Annotated in this window: 17 protein-coding genes; 10 read left to right on the top strand and 7 right to left on the bottom strand. The window is 71.1% G+C overall.

The features are described 5' to 3' along the window. Nucleotides 1-315 precede the first annotated feature (315 nt). The 6 genes from OG446_RS26205 to OG446_RS26230 all read left to right on the top strand — a co-directional run bounded on the left by OG446_RS26205 (nt 316) and on the right by OG446_RS26230 (nt 6,430). Nucleotides 316-3,288 (top strand): sensor histidine kinase, encoded by a 2,973-nt coding sequence (locus OG446_RS26205; protein WP_328896327.1) that lies wholly within the window; start codon nt 316-318, stop codon nt 3,286-3,288. Continuing rightward, the gene (locus tag OG446_RS26210; protein ID WP_328896328.1) at nt 3,285-3,764 is read left to right on the top strand and encodes a roadblock/LC7 domain-containing protein; all 480 of its coding nucleotides are present in this window, start codon (nt 3,285-3,287) and stop codon (nt 3,762-3,764) included. Before OG446_RS26205 ends, OG446_RS26210 begins: the two co-directional genes overlap by 4 nt. Next, on the top strand, nt 3,761-4,177 hold the full coding sequence (locus OG446_RS26215) for a DUF742 domain-containing protein (protein WP_328896329.1): 417 nt from the start codon (nt 3,761-3,763) through the stop codon (nt 4,175-4,177). The genes OG446_RS26210 and OG446_RS26215 overlap by 4 nt, the downstream gene beginning before the upstream one ends. After that, nucleotides 4,158-4,808 carry a GTP-binding protein gene (locus OG446_RS26220; RefSeq protein ID WP_328896330.1) on the top strand — a complete coding sequence of 217 codons (651 nt, stop codon included), beginning with the start codon at nt 4,158-4,160 and terminating at the stop codon, nt 4,806-4,808. Before OG446_RS26215 ends, OG446_RS26220 begins: the two co-directional genes overlap by 20 nt. A 22-nt stretch (nt 4,809-4,830) precedes the next feature. Next, a complete protein-coding gene (locus OG446_RS26225; protein WP_328896331.1) occupies nt 4,831-6,066 on the top strand; it encodes a styrene monooxygenase/indole monooxygenase family protein in 1,236 nt (411 codons plus the stop codon). Between the two features lie 145 nt (nt 6,067-6,211). Next, on the top strand, nt 6,212-6,430 hold the full coding sequence (locus tag OG446_RS26230) for a YozE family protein (RefSeq protein WP_328896332.1): 219 nt from the start codon (nt 6,212-6,214) through the stop codon (nt 6,428-6,430). 1,406 nt (nt 6,431-7,836) lie between these two features. Here the strand turns inward: OG446_RS26230 and OG446_RS26235 are convergent. Then, nucleotides 7,837-8,421: an AAA family ATPase gene (locus OG446_RS26235; RefSeq protein WP_328896333.1), complete on the bottom strand. Its 585-nt coding sequence runs from the start codon at nt 8,419-8,421 to the stop codon at nt 7,837-7,839. Then, entirely contained in the window at nt 8,391-9,149 is a 759-nt protein-coding gene (locus OG446_RS26240; protein WP_328896334.1) for a GntR family transcriptional regulator, read from the bottom strand. The genes OG446_RS26235 and OG446_RS26240 overlap by 31 nt, the downstream gene beginning before the upstream one ends. A 237-nt stretch (nt 9,150-9,386) precedes the next feature. Here OG446_RS26240 and OG446_RS26245 point away from each other — a divergent pair, with 237 nt between their 5' ends. The 4 genes from OG446_RS26245 (at nt 9,387) to OG446_RS26260 (ending at nt 12,906) form a co-directional block, all read left to right on the top strand. Then, complete coding sequence (locus tag OG446_RS26245) at nt 9,387-9,917, top strand: hypothetical protein (RefSeq protein ID WP_328896335.1); 531 nt, start codon at nt 9,387-9,389, stop codon at nt 9,915-9,917. Continuing rightward, entirely contained in the window at nt 9,914-10,681 is a 768-nt protein-coding gene (locus tag OG446_RS26250) for a hypothetical protein (RefSeq protein WP_328896336.1), read from the top strand. The genes OG446_RS26245 and OG446_RS26250 overlap by 4 nt, the downstream gene beginning before the upstream one ends. A gap of 139 nt (nt 10,682-10,820) precedes the next feature. Then, a complete protein-coding gene (locus OG446_RS26255; RefSeq protein WP_328896337.1) occupies nt 10,821-11,051 on the top strand; it encodes a helix-turn-helix domain-containing protein in 231 nt (76 codons plus the stop codon). Nucleotides 11,052-11,667: 616 nt separating this feature from the next. After that, nucleotides 11,668-12,906 carry a tyrosine-type recombinase/integrase gene (locus tag OG446_RS26260; protein WP_328896338.1) on the top strand — a complete coding sequence of 413 codons (1,239 nt, stop codon included), beginning with the start codon at nt 11,668-11,670 and terminating at the stop codon, nt 12,904-12,906. 240 nt (nt 12,907-13,146) lie between these two features. On the opposite strand, the gene OG446_RS26265 is transcribed toward OG446_RS26260, so the two are convergent. The 5 genes from OG446_RS26265 to OG446_RS26285 form a co-directional block, all read right to left on the bottom strand. Next, complete coding sequence (locus OG446_RS26265) at nt 13,147-14,343, bottom strand: C40 family peptidase (RefSeq protein WP_328896339.1); 1,197 nt, start codon at nt 14,341-14,343, stop codon at nt 13,147-13,149. A gap of 171 nt (nt 14,344-14,514) precedes the next feature. Beyond that, on the bottom strand, nt 14,515-17,223 hold the full coding sequence (locus OG446_RS26270) for an outer membrane protein assembly factor BamB family protein (protein WP_328896340.1): 2,709 nt from the start codon (nt 17,221-17,223) through the stop codon (nt 14,515-14,517). 312 nt (nt 17,224-17,535) lie between these two features. Continuing rightward, nucleotides 17,536-17,802: a hypothetical protein gene (locus OG446_RS26275; RefSeq protein WP_306083193.1), complete on the bottom strand. Its 267-nt coding sequence runs from the start codon at nt 17,800-17,802 to the stop codon at nt 17,536-17,538. 17 nt (nt 17,803-17,819) lie between these two features. Beyond that, nucleotides 17,820-18,572 carry a TetR/AcrR family transcriptional regulator gene (locus OG446_RS26280; RefSeq protein WP_328896341.1) on the bottom strand — a complete coding sequence of 251 codons (753 nt, stop codon included), beginning with the start codon at nt 18,570-18,572 and terminating at the stop codon, nt 17,820-17,822. Between the two features lie 26 nt (nt 18,573-18,598). After that, nucleotides 18,599-19,534, bottom strand: a complete 936-nt coding sequence (locus OG446_RS26285; RefSeq protein ID WP_328896342.1) for an AurF N-oxygenase family protein — start codon at nt 19,532-19,534, stop codon at nt 18,599-18,601. Between the last annotated feature and the right edge of the window lie 46 nt (nt 19,535-19,580).

Consider the following 19,580-nt stretch of genomic DNA (forward strand, 5'->3'; position numbering starts at 1 on the left):
GGCCCGTACCAGCAGGTCAGAAGGGCGAGTGGGGCGGAAGGAATCACTCCGGGAAGTGTGCGGGCGGGCATCCTGCCAAAGCCTGCCCCGAAGATCCAGCCGGACGTGCGGGTGTGCCCTGAGGGCCCCGGGGGGAGACTTGTTCGCCAACTCCGGAGTGCGGTTCACTCGTTCGAGTGGCGGAGCGGTTGATGCGCGCCCCCCTCTCAAAAGCACTGGAATGGTCGGAAGCCGTACCAGGGGTCGGGGCGTTCGATCACGTGACCGAGCGTCACCTCTGCTTCAAGGGCGGACGAGTCGAGATTGCGAGCACCGGTGCAGAAGAAGCGGCCTCGGAGCAAGGGCAGCAAGCACAGCGGTTCCGAGGTGGCGTCGTCGGCGCCGGCTGAGAGCGGGCGCACCGTGCGCGTGCGCAGCCGGCTCGTCGCGGGCGTCGCCGTCGTCGGGATCACCGTCATAGCCGCGGGAGCGCCCGCGGCCCTGAGCGCCTCCTCCGACCTGACGGAATCGCAGCGCCTGGTCACCCTCGCGGAGCTGAACCAGCAGGCCATCGCGCTGGCGCACTCCCTCGCCGACGAGCGCGACGAGGTCACCGCGTTCATCGCCGCCGGCCGGGAGGGCAAGCCCGGTGCGACGAGCGGTTCCGCGGGCAGCCGCAGCGCCCGCGTCGACCAGCAGGTGGACGAGATCCGGGACGCGGCCTCCGCAGTCCTGCGCCGCGACCTCTCCACCATCCCCTCCCTGCGCCGCGACGCCATCAGCGGCAAGGGCACGGCGCTTGAGGCCCACCAGGCGTACACCGAGGTCATCTCGAAGCTCCACGACCTCGCCGAGGAACTCGCGGACAACACCTCCCCGCGCGCCGCCGAGGCGGTCCGCGCCCCCCTCGCGCTCGGCCGGGCCACCGAACAGGCCTCCGCCACCCGCGGGCTGCTGCTCGCCGCGCTCGCCGTCCCCCGCAAGGAGCCGGCCGAGCCGCAGATCGACCCCTTCACCGGCCTGCCCGTCCAGACCCAGGACGAGGGCGAGACCAAGGAGGACCGCACCCGCGACGAGCTGAGCGGCGCCGCCCAGCAGTCCCGGGTCGGTGAACTCTCCGCCCTCGCCGACTTCGACCAGGCCGCCGGCGCCACCGCCCGCGACAAGCTGTCCACCACGGTCACCGGCCCCGAGGTCAACAACGCGGAGAAGTACCTCGCCGGGCTCACCGACCGCCCCGAGCTCTCCGAGTCCGACCAGAAGGTCAGCACCAAGAAGCTCCAGGCCGCCCTCTCCGCCCGGATCGACCGGATGCGCGGCGTCGAGTCCGCCCTCGGCACCGCCCAGGTGCAGCGGCTCGGGGAACTGCGCGACGACGACGTCACGGCGCTGGAACTGCGGATCGCGCTCCTCGGCGGCTGTCTGCTCATCGCCGTCGGCGTCTCCACCGCCGTGGCCCGCACCCTCACCCAGCCGCTCGCCGTCCTGCGGATCGGCGCCGGCCGCCTGGCCGCGGAGCCCGAGACGGCCGAACCGGTCCGCTACACCGGCCGCAACGACGAGTTCGCCCAGGTCGTCCGCTCCATCAACGCCCTGCACGGCCGGCTGCACGGACTGCTCCACGAGTTCAACGGACGGTTCGAGAAGCTGGAGGCCGAGCGCGGCGAACTGATCGCCGGCCGCGAGGCCCTCACCCTCCAGCGCGCCGAACTCCAGGTCCACACAGCGGACCTGACGGCGCAGCTGGAGAAGCTGAGGAACACCGTCCACCACACCTTCGTCAACCTGTCGCTGCGCACGCTCGGCCTCGTCGAGCGCCAGCTCGGAGTCATCGAGTCCCTGGAGGAGCGCGAACAGGACCCGGAGCGGCTCGGCACGCTGTTCAAGCTCGACCACATGGCCACCGTCATGCGCCGCCACAGCGAGAACATGCTGGTCCTCGCGGGCGCCGAGCACGGACACGGGCACCCCGGGCCGATCCCGCTGGTCGACGTGGCGCGCGCCGCGGTCAGCGAGATCGAGCGGTACGAGCGGGTCACCATCCAGTCCCTGCCGCCGCACGCCCAGATCGCCGGGTTCGCCGCCGACGACCTCAGCCACCTCCTCGCCGAACTCCTGGAGAACGCCACCTCGTTCTCCCCGCCGGACTCCCATGTCCAGCTCTCCGGCTGGCTGCTGGAGACCGGCGAGGTGATGCTCTCCGTGCAGGACGAGGGCATCGGTATGTCGTCCGTACGGATGGGTGAGCTCAACACCCGCCTCGGCGACCCGTCGCTCTTCGAGGCGGGTGAGCAGAGCGCGGACGGTGCCGGTCTCGGTCTCCAGGTGACCTCGCTGCTGGCCGCGCGCCACGGTGTACGGGTCCAGCTGCGCGAACAGAAGGGCAGCGGGGTGACCGCGGTCGTCGTGCTGCCCCAGGCCCTGCTCCCGAAGGCGCCCCCGGCCGCGACCCCGCCGCCGGTCACGGCCCTCGGGGACGCGCCCACGCTGAACCTCCCCGGATCGGTCGCCGAGGCCAACTCCAACGCGCTGCCGCGCCGCACCCTCGCCCTGCCCGGTGACCCGCTGATCGCGGCCGCCGAGCAGACGATCGCCGAGGCCGGCCCGGCCGCCGTTCCCGTACCCGGCCCGGAGGACGGGAGCCTGGCCGCCCCCGACCACGAGCCCCCGGTCGCCGCCGAGCCCGAGAGCCCGCAGGCGGCGCAGCCCGCACCGGAGCCCGAGCCCCCGCTGCCGTCGGAGTCCGAGGCCGAGACCACGATGCAGGTCCGGCTCCCTCGGGTGCCCGAATTCGAGGACGTCCCCGAGTTCACGCACGCCCCCGCCTTCGGGGACGGCCCGGAGACCGCGGCCGCCGGCCCGTACGCCATCGGCCCCGACCGCCACGAGCGCACCGCCGACGAGAGCGTCAGGCCGCAGCCGGCCCCCGAGTCCGCTCCGGCCCCCCGGTCCGCACCGGTGGCCGACGCGCTCCCGGGGCCGCGCCACCCCGAGCCGGAGCCGCAGGCCGAGCCGCAGGCCGGACGGATCACCGACAAGGGGCTGCCCAAGCGCACCCCCAAGGTCGTCAGGCCCGCGTCGGCCCCCACGCCCGAGCGCACCGGCAGCGTCGACAAGGAGGCCCTGCGCCGTCGGCTCGGCGGCTTCCACCAGGGCGCGAAGGACGGCCGCCGGGACGTCGAGGCGGAGATCGCCGAGGCCACCGGACCGGCCGGAGTCACCACACGTACCGAGCACACTGAGCAGGCCGGCCGAACCGATGGCCGATCCGGAGAGACGGGGGACACAGTCGAGGAGGCACGCAGTTGACTGCGCCCAGCACATTCGGGCTGAGTACCGAGGCCCGGAACCTTCACTGGTTGCTGAGCAATCTGGTGGAGGAGGTGCCAGGGGTCCACTCGGTCACCGTCGTCTCGTCCGACGGACTCATGCTGCTCTCCTCCGACCCCGGCCACCAGGTCGCCCCGGTGGCAGGACGGCAGGACGGCCCCCGGGGCTCCAGCGCCGATCTGGCGACCATCGTCTCCGGCATCGGCAGCCTCACCGTCGGCGCCGCGAAGCTGATGGACGGCGGCGGCGTCAAGCAGACCATGGTCGCCATGGACGAGGGCAGCGTCTTCGTCATGTCGATCAGCGACGGCTCGCTGCTGGGTGTGCACGCCACCCCCGACTGCGACATGAGCGTCATCGCCTATCACATGGCGCTCTTCGTCGGCCGTGCCGGACACGTACTCACCCCCGAACTCCGCAGTGAGCTGCGCAAATCGATGGAGAGCGCCCAGTGACCCACGCTGCTGCTGAACCCGCCCGCAGGCTCCCCGTGCGCGGGGCCGACAAACGGCCCGCGCGGGTGCGCCCGTACTCGCTCACCGGCGGCCGTACCCGCTTCGGCCACGTGCTGCTCGTCGAGACCTTCGTCGCGGCGCTCGACGCCCCCGACGAGCGCCGCGAACTGACGAACGGCAACCTGGCCTCGCGCGTCATGCCGGAGCTCCAGGCCATCGTCGAGATCTGCCGCCGGATGCGTACCGTCGCGGAGATCTCCGCCCTGCTGAAGATGCCGCTCGGTGTGGTCAGGGTGCTGCTCAGCGACTTGGCCGACCAGGGAAAGATCCGCGTGTACGGGACCGGTCACGGCACCGGCCAGCCCGACCGCGCACTGCTCGAAAGGGTGCTCAATGGACTCCGTCGTCTCTGAGTCGCCGCTGTTCGCCCCGCGCCAGCCGGGGCCGAAGGACCAGGCCGAGGAATCGCTCCAGGCCTGGCAGCTCGACCGCACCAGGGCCCCGACCGCCACGAAGATAGTGGTCGCGGGCGGCTTCGGCGTGGGCAAGACCACCTTCGTGGGCTCGGTCTCCGAGATCACCCCGCTGAAGACCGAAGCGATGATGACCCAGGCCAGCGAGGAGACCGACGACCTCAGCGCCACGCCCGACAAGGTCACCACGACCGTCGCGATGGACTTCGGCCGCCTCACGCTCGACGACGACCTCGTGCTGTACGTCTTCGGCTCACCGGGTCAGCAGCGCTTCTGGTTCATGTGGGACGACCTCGTACGCGGCGCGATCGGCGCGGTCGTGATGGCCGACACCCGCCGCCTCGCCGACTGCTTCCCCGCCCTCGACTACTTCGAGAGCTGCGGGCTGCCGTACATCGTGGCCGTCAACCACTTCGAGGGAACACCCGGGTTCGAGGCCGAAGACGTCCGGGAGGCCCTGACCGTCCCTCCGCACGTGCCTGTTGTGATCATGGACGCGCGTAACAGGATCACCGTCGTCGAGTCGCTGCTGGCCCTGGTGGGCCACGCTCTCGACAACACCCCGGCATAGCCACACACAACGGAGAACCGCGATGCGGAAGATACTCATAGTCGGAGCCGGCCAGTCCGGGCTCCAGCTCGCCCTCGGACTGCAGTCCAGAGGCTACGAAGTCACCCTCATGTCCAACCGCACGGCCGACGAGATCCGCTCCGGCCGGGTCATGTCGACGCAGTGCATGTTCCACACCGCGCTCCAGCACGAGCGGGACTACCAGCTCAACTTCTGGGAGTCCCAGGCCCCGCGCATCGAGGGCCTCGGCGTCTCGGTGGCCGCGCCCGACTCCTCGCGCGCCGTCGACTGGGTCGGCAAGCTGGACGGGTTCGCCCAGTCCGTGGACCAGCGCGTGAAGATGGCCGGCTGGATGGACACCTTCGCCCAGCGCGGCGGACAGCTCGTCATCCACGGTGCGGCCGTCTCGGACCTGGACTACTTCTCCCGCACCTACGACCTGGTGATGGTCTCGGCCGGCAAGGGCGAGCTCGTCTCCATGTTCGGCCGGGACGCCTCCCGTTCGCCGTACGACGCCCCGCAGCGCGCCCTGGCCGTCGCGTACGTCCACGGCATGGGCCCGCGCCCCGAGCACCCCGAGTTCGACGCGGTCCGCTGCAACCTCGTACCGGGCGTCGGCGAGCTCTTCGTGATGCCGACCCTGACCACGTCCGGCCGCGCCGACATCCTGTTCTGGGAGGGCGTGCCGGGCGGACCGCTCGACGCCTTCCAGGGCATCAAGGACCCCTCGGAGCACCTCGCCAAGACGCTGGAGCTCATGGAGAAGTTCACCCCGTGGGAGTACGCGCGCGCCACCAAGGTCGAACTGACCGACGCCAACGGCACCCTGGCGGGCCGTTACGCCCCGACCGTCCGCAAGCCGATCGGCCGGCTCCCCGGCGGCGGCCTGGTGCTCGGGGTCGCGGACGTCGTCGTCGCCAACGACCCGATCACCGGTCAGGGCTCGAACTCGGCCTCCAAGTGTGCGAACGCCTACCTGGACTCGATCATCGAGCACGGCGACCGCGCGTTCGACGCGGAGTGGATGCAGGCCACGTTCGACCGCTACTGGGAGACCGCCCAGCACGTCACGAAGTGGACGAACGCCATGCTCGGGGTTCCGCCGGAGCACGTGCTGAACCTGATCGGCGCCGCCGGCCAGCTCCAGCCCGTCGCGGACCGCTTCGCCAACGGGTTCAACAACCCGGCGGACTTCGAGAACTTCTTCTACGAGCCCGAGAAGACGAACGCGTACCTCGCCTCGGTGTCCGGGGCCTGATCTACCGCCTGGCCTGCGAAGCGCTGGTTGGCGTTGGTGAGCGTTGGTGGCTGTGGGCCGTCCTCGGACGGCCCACAGACGGCCCAGCCGAAAGCAGCCTTCCGGCCCCTGCGGTGAACCATTGGTGCCGTGGAAAGATGCCTTCATGCCTCAATCCCAAAGCTTCACTGCGTGGTTGAAGACTCACGTCAAGGCAGACACCGCCGTAGGCGACCTGGCCCGCGACGTATCCGCAGATCCTGACTGGCCGAGCGGCAAGCAGCTCAAGGGCCAGTGTGAGTACCTGCGAGCCCGGGGAGCGATGCCCGCAGCCGTGAGCACACTGGAGCGAGCTTGGGCGCTGTACCGCGACCGGGCTAGCTGACCCCCTTCCTGTCAGGTCCGCTACCTCCGCTACCGCCGCTACCGTGCAGGTCAGGGGCATGATCGAGGTAGCGGATGGGGTAGCGGTAGCGGATAGCTCCCGCTACCCGCCCCTTCTCCCTGAGGGGCCGCTACATCCGCTACGCCGCTACATCGCAGGTCAGAGGCATGATTTCTGTAGCGGACCGGTGGCGTGTAGCGGACAGGTCCCGCTACACGACGACTGCGGGAGAAGCGCAAAGGGCTGAAAGGACCGCCCTGCCGGGCGGACGACTCTCGGGCGCCCAGCGTGGGAGCTCCCATCGGCGTCGGGCGACTGCGGAAGGGGAGTTGTCAGCAGCCTTCCAAGAGACGCGCCTCTCCCCCTTGGAAGGCCCGTGGAGTCTCCGCATAGGGCAGGGACGGACAGGCGGTCCGTAGACCCTGCCAGGGACGCCACGCGCAGGGGCACGGGGTCCTTGGCACCGAGAAGCTGCCGCCCCCTGAAAAGCCATCAGTGGTTGGGATGATCGGCAGAGGGCATCGGAGGCTGAGGACGTCCGGCCCCGCCCTCTGCGTGCTGTCGCACCGAGGCTTTTCAGGGGGAGGTGGACCGGCCGTCGCCGCGTGCTGGCCCGTCGCCGTTGAACCACGCTCTTAAGCACAGGACGCCTGCCGCCGGCCCCGGAAGCGAACCTACGGCCGTGGCGTTCCGCCGTGGCTGCCCGGACAAGCAAGAGGAGCACCACGCCGCACCGGGCAGGGTGCTCCTCTTGCTGTTCGGCGGCTCGCCGCCGCCCCTGGTCGCGCCGCGCAGCGGCTCCTTCTCACGGTGCAAGGGCACCGGCGTACTACAGGAAACTGCCCCTATTTTTTTCCTAAGTAGGGAAGCTCTGCGTCACAGCGTCACGCGGGCGGAAAAAACGGCTTCTGACCTGCGGTTACGGGCGTGACGCAGACGGAATTCTCTGCGTCATCCTGCGTCACCTGCGTCACGCCGTGACGCAGGTGACGCACCGATGACGCAGTCCCAACCGCTGCGTCACGCAAAGCCGCAGGTCAGAGACCCGAATGACGCTGTGACGCTGTGACGCAGAAATCCGAACCTCGGACAGGCGCGGCTCCCGCCCCTCCATTAAGAGGCCCACAGCGCCACTCGTCGGCCAGCACGGGACAGCGGTCTGCGCGCTCACTCGTGTAGCGGGACCTGTCCGCTACACGCCACCGGTCCGCTACAGAAATCATGCCCCTGACCTGCGATGTAGCGGCGTAGCGGATGTAGCGGCCCCTCAGGGAGAAGGGGGCGGGTAGCGGGAGCTATCCGCTACCGCTACCCCATCCGCTACCTCGATCATGCCCCTGACCTGCACGGTAGCGGCGGTAGCGGAGGTAGCGGACCTGACAGGGAGGGGGCAGGGCTGGGAGCGACTAGCACCCCTGCAATCCAGTGCCTTCAAGTGCCTTGAGCACCGAGCCAGGGTCACCGGTGTAGAGGACGTGAGGCTCATCAGCCTGAGGCGGGACAAACCTGGTTCGGTAACGGGCCAGGTCGCTCTCTGAGAAGTAGATCGAGTTGGGATCCGCTTCGTGCTGAGAATTCCGCCTGGACACCCGCGTCCAGAGTTCTTCGTGATTCGCCTCTAGATAGACGAGCACCGACAGTGCGCCTGCGTCTACGGCCACCGACTGCCAGTGCGCGCGGTCCTGCGGGGTCCAGAAGCCGTGATCCACCACCACGTTGCGTCCCGCCCGAAGTTGCGCGCTGAGCTCCAATTCGATGTCTTCGAGCACCGGGCGCTCCAACGTCGGGAAGGTACCTCGGGGAAAGTCGACCCCGTACACACCATGCCGACGGAACATCTCCTCGTCTGGGCACAACCGGACGAACCCGCGCGCCGTGAGAGCACGGGAGAGCGTGGTTTTGCCTGAGCCAGGGAGGCCCGCCATCAGGACACAGAAGGGCCCACGGGTCGGATCTGCCATCAGCGAGTGACCTCTGACTCCGTGAGCCATGTCCTGCCTGGGCCGCCGAGGTCCACACCGTATTCAACAACGCGGTCAGTGCTGTCGATGAACTTTGCGGTCATGACGACCACGGGTTCACTGGGCGGGTTCGTGGAGTTCAGTTCCAGAAGCTCCGCATCTTCCGCAGTCAGTAGACGCGCTGACGCTGCGTCAATGCGACGAGTGATCGGCCGCCCTGTGGCCTGGGCGATGAGCTGCAACGACGTGCCACCGGTCAGGCGCTGGCTCTCAGCCAACTGAGGCACGAGCCTTCCGTGCTCAATCGGAATCCAGGATGTGGAGTGCGCGACGATGCCGCGCCGATCGCGGTAGACGCGCCTGCGGCGGATCACGTCCGCCCCCGGAGCGATGTCCAGCGCCTCCGCCACGTCGGCCGGCGCCGAGACCACGGACGCTTCGTGGGAGTCGGACCGCTCGCCTGCCCCCCAGCTCGAACCGCTGCGACGTCCCCGATCCTGCCGCTGAGCTCCCGAGGACATGGGGGTGGGACGGTCAACGACCTCGGTGCCGATGCCGTGGATGCCCCGTACGAGCCCTTCAGTGCGGAGCTGCCTCAAGGCCTTCTCGGCAGTCGCCGTACTGACCCCCCACTCCTGCGCCAGCGTCTTGATGCTGGGCAGCAGCTCCCCGGGCTGCAGCCGCCCCGAGCTGATCAATTCTGTGTAGTGGGCGGCGATCCGTGCGTACGGGGCCCGATTACCGACCTGCTCCGACACCACGTCAGCTCCTTCGTCTCAATCGATGCGTTCCCTAGCGTACCGCTTGACACCGTAGGGTGCCCTAGGGAACCTTAGGGATGTGCCCGCCGGTCGGTCCAATCGCCGGAAGGACAACAGCGCCGTGCCTAGCGCTGATTGAAAGAAAGTCCTGGCCAAAGGCCAGGACTCTCTCCCCGGGGGCGGCCCCTACCGCCAAGCAGATAGCCGCTCCCCGACCCACGAAGGGGCAATTCCATGATGCCTGAAACCGCCACCACCACGCGTATCGCTCCGCAGCCGATGGACGTTACGACCCTGGACATCGTCATGGGCCTGACTGGCGCCGAGCGGGCTGTGGCCCTGTACGTGTCCGACATGCCGTCTGGACGTCGTCGCCACTCGGACGAGCAGGTCCGGGCCTGGATCGCGCAGGGCGTTGAGCGGCTCGGCCGTGAGGAGACTGCCCGATGGGGCGCCTTCTTTCGGGGGTACCGCTTGCTGGACCTGAGCGGGCTGGTGACCGTTCAGATCCAGCAGCGGCACGAGCAGCGGTTCCCGAAGACGGGGCGCTTGGTCGCGGCTGACCAGCAGGCGGCAAACAGCGTCTACGGCGACCGCATGAGCGAGGAGACCCGGCTCCGCAACCACGTCGCCGAGGTCGATGGCGACTGCCCGTGCCGGGGCACCCGTCGCATCCGGATGAACCTCGAAGAGGGCTGCGACTCGCTGGCCAGGATGTGCCCGGTTCACGCGCAGGACGCGATCCGCCGGATGGCGCGCGCATGAGTACCGCAACGGAGCAGGTGCGCGCACTGTTCGCTCACGTGTCCACCGCCCGCCCGCATGGTGTCCTGGTGCGCCGTGCGGGCGGGGCGGGGTGGCTGTCGGTGCCCGTGGCGGGCATGGAGCTGTGCCGCGAGGAGACGGCCGCCGCGCTGTTCGAGGTCTACAGCGACGAACACGCTCTGCCCGGCATCACCACGGACACCCTGTACGCCCTGCTCGGCACGGGCGTAGCTGAGCTGGGACCGGCCGGACTGGTGGAGAGCACCGACACGTTCTCCGGGCTGGACTCGGTGGAGTTTCCCGAAGTGGGGGACTGCCGCTGGTACGCCTACCGGCTGGCCCTGTCGTTCTGGTACGAGGGTGCCCGGTCGCGGCCGATGACCGCCGGTGAAGCCGCCGCCGCCCTTGCCCTGTCCGGATACGCCCGAACCCCCGGCGCCGGCCGACTCGACCCGCGCACCCTCGCGCGCCAGGTCCGCGAAGGCGCGGCCCGCCTTCCCGCGGCTGCTCTGGTGCAACTCGGCTGCGCGGTGAGCGCCGACCTGGCCCGCGTCCCCGACCCCGGCGACAGCGGGGCATGGCTGTACCGCCGTCTCCTGCCCGACCGGCAGCGCGCCCGGCGCTGCTTCGACCTCATCCGCAGCAACGTCCCCGTGCCCCTGCCCCTGGTCGTACGGACCGATGACGGCACGTACCGGATCGGCGCCGCCCCGCCGCCGGGCCCCGGCAACCGCTGGGCCCGCCCGCTGTGCGCGCAGTGGTGACCAATCGACCCGCGCCCGACCACGCACAGCCGACCCCCATCGGTCGGGCCCTGACCTGCGTGACGGCCCGCGTCACACCCCCGTCACACCCTCGACCGATCGACCCGCCCGAGCTGGACCAGACGGAAGGAACGGCGGCGTGACCAAGCCCCCGATCGACCCCCGCGCAACGCTCAGAGCTGGACTCCCGGACCGCTACCTGACCCCCGAAGACATCGCCGTGATGCTCGCCGTACCGATCGAGACCGTCTACCACTGGCGCAAGCGCCGCATCGGCCCACCCGGCTTCCGCGTCGGCCGACACGTCCGCTACGACCCCGCCGCAGTCCGCGACTGGATCGACCAGCAGACCGACCGCGACACCGCCTGACCCACCCCGGGGGTAAAGCCCACCCCCTCTACCCGGGAGCTCCCGGCGGCCCGCCCACCGAGGCGCCGCCGGGGCTCCACCGCCCCTCGCCGGTAAAGGGGGCCCTTTACCCCGGTAGAGGGGTAGGTAAGGGCCTCCCACCTGCGAGGTAAGGGCGGTAAGGGGGTCGCGGCCCGCTCCTCGAAATACCGCTCAACCCGGGGGAGGGAGTTGGGGAGTCGCGCACATCCTGGGGAGTTCTCCCCAACCGCCTCCCCAACCCGCCCCACCCACCCTGATCAGCGGCTACACCCCAATTGGGGAGCGTGGGGAGGCTGGGGAGCCCCCCCCTACCCCACCGGAACCGCCCCGCAGAAGCCACCCCGGGCCCCTGCGGCTGCCTCCCCCGAACGTTCAGCACACCCCCACGGCGGACAGGGAGGCAGGCCCCGCCGACCGAGGGAGGCAGGGAGAACTCCCTAACCGCCTCCCTGACCCGCCTCCCTCTGCCTGATCAGGCAGAACACCCCGCAGGGAGGCAGGGAGGCAACCCTCCCGCCACCCGCAAAACCCCCTCCAGAGCCCTCCTACGGCACCCCCATGCCGCCTCCCTGAACCACTGAGAGGAGTCAGCCCCATGGCTGGCCATATCCAAGACCGCTGGTACAAGACCAAGACCACCGATGGCAAGACCACCCGCGTCAAGACCGACCGCCACGGCTCGGGCCTCCGCTACCGGGCCCGCTACATCGGCCCCGACGGGACTGAGAAGTCCAAGAGCTTCCCCGACGGGCAGAAGCGACTCGCCGACGGCTGGCTGTCTCAGATCGAGGCGGACATGACGCGCGGGCAGTACGTTGACCCGCGCGCCGGCCGACTGACCTTCCGGCAGTACGCCGAGAAGTGGCTCAAGTCGTTGGGCTCCGAACCGAGCACGGTGGACTCCGTGCGGTCTCAGCTCACCCTGCATGCCTTCCCGTACATCGGGTCCCGGCCGCTCGGGTCCTTCCAGCCCGAGCACATCCGGGAGTGGGTGGCGACGATGGAGGAGCGCGGCGTTCCGGGATCGTACGGCCGCGCGATCTACGCCAACATCCGGGCGGTTCTCAGCGCGGCCGTGGACGACGGATACCTCAGCCGGAACCCGTGCTCGGTTCGCTCGGTCAAGCAGCCGACGGTTGAGCCCAAGAAGGTCGTCCCGTGGTCCACGGAGCGCGTATTCGCCGTGCAGGACGCCTTGCCGGAGCGCTATCAGGCGATGGTCGACCTGGGGGCGGGATGCGGGATGCGGCAGGGCGAGATTCTGGGCATTGCAGTCGACGCCATCGACTTCGAGGAGGACACCCTTCACGTGGTGCAGCAGCTCAAGTTGAGCAGCAGCAAGCCCGTCTTCGCTCTGCCCAAGGGCGGGAAAGTGCGAAGGGTTCCGTTGCCGGGCCCGGTGGCCGCTGCTCTGCGGGCGCATATGAAGCGCTGGCCGCCGGTTGAGATCACGTTGCCGTGGCGCCGGGCCAACGGACCGAAGGTGACCAAGCGCCTGATCCTGAGTGCTCCCCGGGGCGGCCACGTCTGGCGCACGTCACTCAATGACGGCGCCTGGAAGCCCGCTCTGGTGGCCGCCGGGGTCATCCCGAAGCCGGAGACCGAGGAGGACGCCTACGCCGCCGCACGCGAGCACGGAATGCACGCCCTGCGGCACTTCTACGCGTCGGCGCTGCTGGACGGCGGGGAGAACATCAAGGCGGTCAGCGAGTACCTGGGGCACAGCGACCCCGCGCTGACACTGCGGGTCTACGCGCACCTGATGCCGAGCAGTCAGGAGCGCACCCGCAAGGCCATCGCCGTGGCCTACGACCGGGCCCCGCGCCGGGCCTGACGGCCCACAGACGGCCCCAGCGTCGTCTAGGTCCCCTGATCTGCCGGGAGTTGGCAGGTCAGGGGACCTTCGCCGTTGATAAGCTGCTTCTCCGAGCCCGAGAAGACGAACGCGTACCTCGCCTCGGTCGCGGGTCCGGCCGCCTGAGTGCCCCGTACGTCCTGAACGCACCGGCCGGGCCGGGCACCGCCGCAGATTCCTCCGGCGGGCCCGGCCCGGCCGATGCGTTCGGCGCGAGCGCTACGCGTCGGGTGCCGACGCCTCGCCGTACCCCTCGTCGGAGCCGTCGGTGGCCCCCTCGGGAAGCTCCGGCGCCGTGTACGTGGTCAGCGGCGCGCTCTCCGGATCGGGCCGGACAGCGCCCAGCAGCGGATTCGACGCCACGGGAGAGACCTTGACCCGGGAACCGGGCCGAGGAGCCTGCACCACCAGGCCGTTGCCGATGTACAGCGCCACGTGCGTGGCCTTCGGGAAGTAGACCACCAGGTCGCCCGGCCGCAGGGCGTTCACCGGCACCTTCCGCAGCTGCCGCCACTGCTCCTGCGAGGTACGCGGAAGGGTGCGGCCGGCGCTCGCCCAGGCCTGCGAGGTGAGTCCCGAGCAGTCGAACGAGTCCGGCCCCTCCGCGCCCCACACGTACGGCTTGCCGATCTGTTCGATCGCGTACCGGACCGCCTCGCCGCCCTGTGCGGTCGCGGGCCGGGCCGAGGACAGGGCGCCCGAGGCGACCAGCGCGTCCTGCGCCTTGTCCGTGCCCTCCTGTTCGAGGCGGGCGAGCTCGGCGAGCTGGTCGGTGGAGAGGGTGGCGAGCAGCCCCTCGACCTGCTTCAGCCGCGCCTGGACCGCGTCGCGTTCCTTCTTCTGCCGAGCCGCCAGGGCCCGTTGCCGGTCCAGGACCTTGCGGGACTGCTTCGCCAGCTCGGCGGCGCGCTTCTCGGCACCACCCAGGCGCTTCATGGTCGCCACCCGGCCGGCGGCCAGCCGCTGGACGACCTGGCCCTGGTCCAGCGCGTACTCGGGATCGCGCATCAGGAGCAGCCGCAGATAGGCGGAGAGGTCGGAGCGGCCCTGGTACTGCTCACGGGCCAGCCGGCCGGCGGCGTCACGGCTGCGGGACAGCTGGAGCCGGGAGGCGGCGAGCGCGGAGTCCAGCTTCTTCGCCTCCGCGGCCTTCTTCTTCAGCTCGGCCGCCGTCCCGTTGTAGGTCTCGGTGGCCTCCTCGGTCTGCTGGTACAGCCGCTGGAGTTGGTTCAGCAGTCCGGTGACGCTGCCGGCCGCCGCTTCCGGACCGGCGGCCGGGGCGGCGGCGTCCTCGGCGCCCGGCGAAGGGGCGGACGAGGGTGACGGCGACGGGTCCGCGACGGCTGCGGCCGGTGAGGTCACGACGGCGGCGGCCAGCGCCGCCGTTCCGAGGGAGCGCAGAAGTCTGCCTGACACGACACCACCTCCGGAAACGGGGTGAATCGTGCGACTACCCCATGAGTGAGCGCAATTCCTCCCATACGCTCACTCATGGTCAGGTGATGCAAGAACCTCCGGGCGTGGCGGCGGCCCGATTCCCCCGGAAGGCGGCGGACCGGGCCCGTCGAAGGGTCCGCCGCCTTGTGGTCAGGCGACCGGGAACGCGTAGACCACGCGGTCGCGCCGGACGAGCGCGGTCTTTCCGTAGGCCAGCACCTGGTACCGGGCGGTGACGGTCGCCCCCTTCGGGTCCTGGGCCCCGATGTCCTGGAACTTCCAGAGCCGCCGCCCGTCGGCCGCCGCGAACGCGGTGACCTGCCCGGGGTCCGCCGCGAGCAGGGTGCCGCCCGAGCCGCTGACCGTGACGGTGGGAGCCGATCCGCCTGCCACCGCCTCCGTGGACCGCCGCCAGCGCAGCCGTCCGGTCTCCCGGTCGGCCACGCCCACTTCCTGGTTGCTGCCGGTGGTGTACAGGAGCGCACCGGCCTCGACGGAGGTCCCGAAGGAGGAACCCGCTGTTCCGTTCAGTGTCCACTTCGGACGGCCGCCGGGGGTCTCCAGAGCCCGCAGGTCGTCGCCGAACGCCACGTACAGCAGCCCGTCCGCGTCTCCCGTGACCGCCGCGTCCGGGGCCGTGCCGAAGACCTTGGCCCACTGCTGCTTCCCCGTCTTCCGGTCGAAGCTGCGGAAGAGCGCCTTGCCCCTGGCCGCCTTCACATCGGCGGGGGTGAGCGTCAGGCGGTCCTGCCGTACGACGACGGCGTCCGGCCGGATCGCCACGAGTCGGTACACGGGAGCGGCCGGGCCGCGGCCGGTGGGCACGGGCGTCCGCCACAGCTCCTTGCGCTGCTCGATGTCGTACCCGAACAGGTACGACTTGACGACCTGCCGGTCCTTGCCGGGCTTCTTGCCCTTCTTCGGCTTCGGAGCCTTCACGGTGACCTGGTGCGAACCGGTGAACCAGAGCTGTGGGCCGGCCGATCCGACGAGGCCGCGCACGGACAGGTGCGGAGCGCCCTCGAACCCGTCGGCGTACGCCACCCGATGGGCCACCCGGCCGTCCTTCGCGGACAGCCACAGGAACTCGGACGGTCCCGCGACGAAGCAGAGTTCCTTGCCGGCGGCCAGGGCCGCCTGGCCCTTGGCGGCGTCCGGGCTCTCCCAGATCCGGCGCCCCGTGTTCAGGTCGACGGCCGACGCGTGGGTGTCGCCGGTCAGCACCAGCAGCCGCTCGTTCCAGAGCGCGGCGGTGAGGGGGGCGGGTTCGGAGGCCGGGTGGGTGTAGATCCAGCGCGGCTGAGGAGGCAGCCCGGCGACGACGGGACGGCTGGGGCTCGGTGCGGGCTTGGCGTCGACCGTCGGCTCGGCGTCGTCACCGGAGCCGAACGCGAGCACGGCGCCGCCCCCGACCAGGAGGCCGGCGGCTCCGGCGGCCGCTCCGACCAGCAAGGTCCGGCGGTCGACGGCCGCGCGTCCGGTGGGAGCCGGGGGAGCGGCGGCGGTCAGGGGCTCCGCCGGCCCGGCGGCGAGCAGGGCCCGGGGGAGCGGAGCCAGAGGCGCGGCGGGGATGGCGGCCGGCTGACCCTGCCCGGGAATCTGAGCGGACTGCCCGGGTGGCGCGGGCAGTTCGGCCGGCATCGAGAGCTGGGCCGTCGCCCGGTCCGGCCGCGGGGCCCGGTGGTCGATGACCCCCAACTGCGCGGTTCTGGTGTCGCGGTGGGGCGTGAGGGATGCGGGCGGGGACGCGGGGTCCCGCGGGGTGTCCTCGGAGGTGACGGGGACGGCGTCCTGCACGTCGAGGACGTCGGGGACGTCCGGCGCGCCCTTGGCCTGCACGTTCACGTCCGCCCGGGCCACCGCGGCCTTGGCCGGCACGTCCACGTCCGGCACGCCTGCCCCGGCCTTGGCCGGCCCGTTCACGTCCGTCCCGGCCTCGTCGGCGGCTGCCGCGGCGGCCGTCTTCCGCGCCCGGGCCTTCTGCTCGGCCACGGCGGCCGCCAGCAGCCCCGGCAGCCAGCCGCCCTTCGCCAGTCCGGCCGCACCCTCCAGCGCCAGCTCCGCCGCCACCGTGCCCGCGGTGGGACGGTCGGCCGGGTCCTTCGCCAGACAGCGGGCGACCAGCTCCCGCAACGCGTCCGGTACCTCGTCCAGCCGGGGGTCGGTGTGCGCGATCCGTTCCGCGGCCTCGGCGGCCGGGCCGTCCGCCAGGGGGGTGCTGCCCGTTGCCGCGTACGCGAGCAGCAGGCCCAGCACGAAGAGGTCGGAGGCCGGTCCCGCCTCCTGGCCGGCGACCTGCTCCGGAGTCAGGTAGCCGAGCCGCACGGAAAGCTGGCCGCCCGGCCGGGCCTCGGCGTCGGCTGCCGCTCCCAGCGGCCCGAACGCGGTGAGCCGGGGCCCGTCCTCGGCGAGCAGCACGGTCCTGGGGGCGAGGCCCTGGAGTACGGCCCCCGTCGCATGGACCCGGGAGAGCGTTTCGGCGATGCCCGCGCCCAGTATCCGCACCGCACGCTCGGGCAGCGGCCCGGCCAGGTCGACCGCCTCGGCGAGGGTCAGCGCCGGCACGTATGCCGAGGCCGTCCACAGCAGGTCCTCGTCCTCGTCCCCGTCGGCAGAAGCGGCCGGCCGCGCCTCCACCCAGCCGCCGGCCAGCCGGTCGGCGGTACGGGCCTCCGCGTGGAACCGTCGCCGGAACGCGGGCAGTGCGGCCAGCTCCGGCCGGGCCGCGGTGACGACGACGAGGCCGTCCGGATCCTTGCCGTGTGCGAGGTACTGGACCGCGGCGGCCGTCTCACGGAACCGCGCCAGCGCCGTGTACGGGCCGAATCGGCGTGGATCGTCCTGACGCAGCGCCTCCATGGCGCACCCCCTTGTGACCGTCCCTCGGACCAGAGCGTCGATCTTAGACCGACCGGCAAAAGGGGGGTGGCGTCGCGGGGCCGGGCACGCACTCCCCCAACTCCCGGCTTCGCTGGAGCCGGGAGGGGCCCCTCCGGCGTTGTCGTCACTCAATAACTCCCCCATAGCCCTGAAGGCATGGGGGACCCCCTTCGTGTTGCCTCAATCCTCCGCCTTGCAGCCGCACGCACCCAGCCCCGCTCCTTCACCCGCCCCCCATGTGCCGGTCGGTCTCAGACCGCCCGGCCACCCCCCCCATTCCGCCCGGACGTCCTACCCCGACTTCGACCAGGGCCACTTGGGACGGTGGCGTTCGCGGCCGGCCGGGGCGTACTCGTACACCCAGCCACGCTGGATCCGCAGCCGCCTGGTGTATCCGGCCGGGACCCGCAGGTACGCGTGCACGGTGGCCGGTCCGCCGTCGGCGGCCGGGACCGGGACCTCGTACCACTTGGGCGGGTGGCCGGTCGCGCCGACCAGGACGGGCAGCACCCGCCCGTCCAGCGGGCCGCCGGTGAAGGGGACGTTCTCGCTTCTCACCGCCCCAGTCTGACCGATCAGTCCGGCGGCAGCAGATGCGCCGCCGCGCCGATCAGTGGAGCCAGCCGGTCCGCCAGCCGGCCGGCCGGGCCCGCGGCGGTCTCCAGCGGCAGCAGTTCGGCCACCGCGGACGCGGTCTCCGGGTCGGTGGCCGCGGTGACGGCGAGGAGCCCGATGAACTGGTCGACCAGCCAGTCGCGCAGGTCGGACGCGTCCGGCTGCTTGCCCTCGTCCAGCCAGATCAGCGACGCCGCCTCGACGGCGGCGATCCAGGTGCGCACCATCATCCGCAGCCGCGGCGCGGGTTCGCTGCCGGTGCCCCGGCCCAGGTGCACGAGGATCTGGTCGGCCGCCGCCCGCCGTACCTCGTCGACGATGGTGCTCGTACGGGACGTCTCGGCGACGCTGCCGCCACGCAGCAGGGCGCTGAAGCCGGCGTCGTGCTCGTCGACGAAGGCGAGGTAGCGGTCGAGCACGCGCGTCACCCGTTCCGTGGGCGGGCCCACGGCCGGTTCGGCGAAGCACAGGATCAGCTGCTCCGAGGCGGACCTGAGCGCCGCTTCGTACAGCTGCTGACGCCCGCCGGGGAAGTAGCGGTAGACCAGCGGGCGCGACACCCCGGCCACCGTCGCCACCTCGTCGAGCGAGACCTCGTCGGGGGCCCGGTGCGCGAAGAGCGTGAGTGCCGCACCGAGGAGCTGGGTGCGGCGCTCCTCGACGCTGAGCCTTCGGTACGCACGGCTGGGCGGCGCGGCTGCGGCAGGGGTCATACGAGGCAGCCTAAGCGCTGATGCCGTCAGGCCAGCAGGCCCGAGCTCTTCCACAGTCTGCGTCCCACCCCGTTGAGAACCCCGATGTCGTCGAAGAAGTCCGTCAGCCGCTTGGCGCCGGACTGCATGACCTCGGCCCGGTGGCCGCTGGCCTTCACCTGGGCCACGGCCTCCTGCCGGTCCAGGCCGGCGTTCTCGTACACCTGCGGGTTGACGAAGCAGACGGAGAAGACGCGGGCCGCCTCCCCGCAGCTCACCCGGGTGAGCTCGCGCTCCCAGCGCGGAGCGGTCACCATCTGGCGGCGCAGCTCCTCGCGGGCGTACCTGACGTGCCGGGCCTCCTCGACCACATGGATGCGGGTCACCCCGCGCACCAGGGTCTGGACGCGCTCGTCGGGGAAGGTCAGGCGCTGCATCCAGTCGAGGATCTCCTCGCCGAGCAGCGTCGCCGCGAACGAACCGGGCGTCGTGGAGACGGTCTTCAGGACGCGGGCCAGATTGTGGTAGCGGCGCGGCACCGGGTAGCAGGGCGCGCCGCCCCAGGTGATCATCCGGCCGAACATCATCGAGTGCCGGCACTCGTCGGCGATCTCGGTGAGCGCGTAGCGGACGTGGTTGCTGACCACCGGCTTGTCGTAGATGTGCCGGACCAGCAGCTGCATCAGGATGATCTCGAACCAGATGCCGAGCGAGGCGAGCGAGGCGGCCTCGTGCCGGGCGAGTTCCTGCCGCTGCTCCTGCGACATCCGCTTCCACATCGGGGTGTCGTAGAGGGAGATCAGCTCCGGCGGCCAGAACCACTTGCCGTCCTCGGCCGGCGCGTCCCAGTCGAGCTCCTTGTCCGGGTCGAAGGAGTGCTTGGCCGAGGCCTCCAGGAGCCGTTCGGCGATCTGCTCGCGGTCGCGGAGCGGGCCGAGTGCATCGCGGAGCATCTGCACATCGCGTTCGGTCACGGTCGTCATGGCTGGACGGGCCTCTCCCATGGGTTACCGACGGTCACCCATTATG

This window comes from Streptomyces sp. NBC_00236, from assembly GCF_036195045.1.
Lineage (GTDB): Bacteria > Actinomycetota > Actinomycetes > Streptomycetales > Streptomycetaceae > Streptomyces.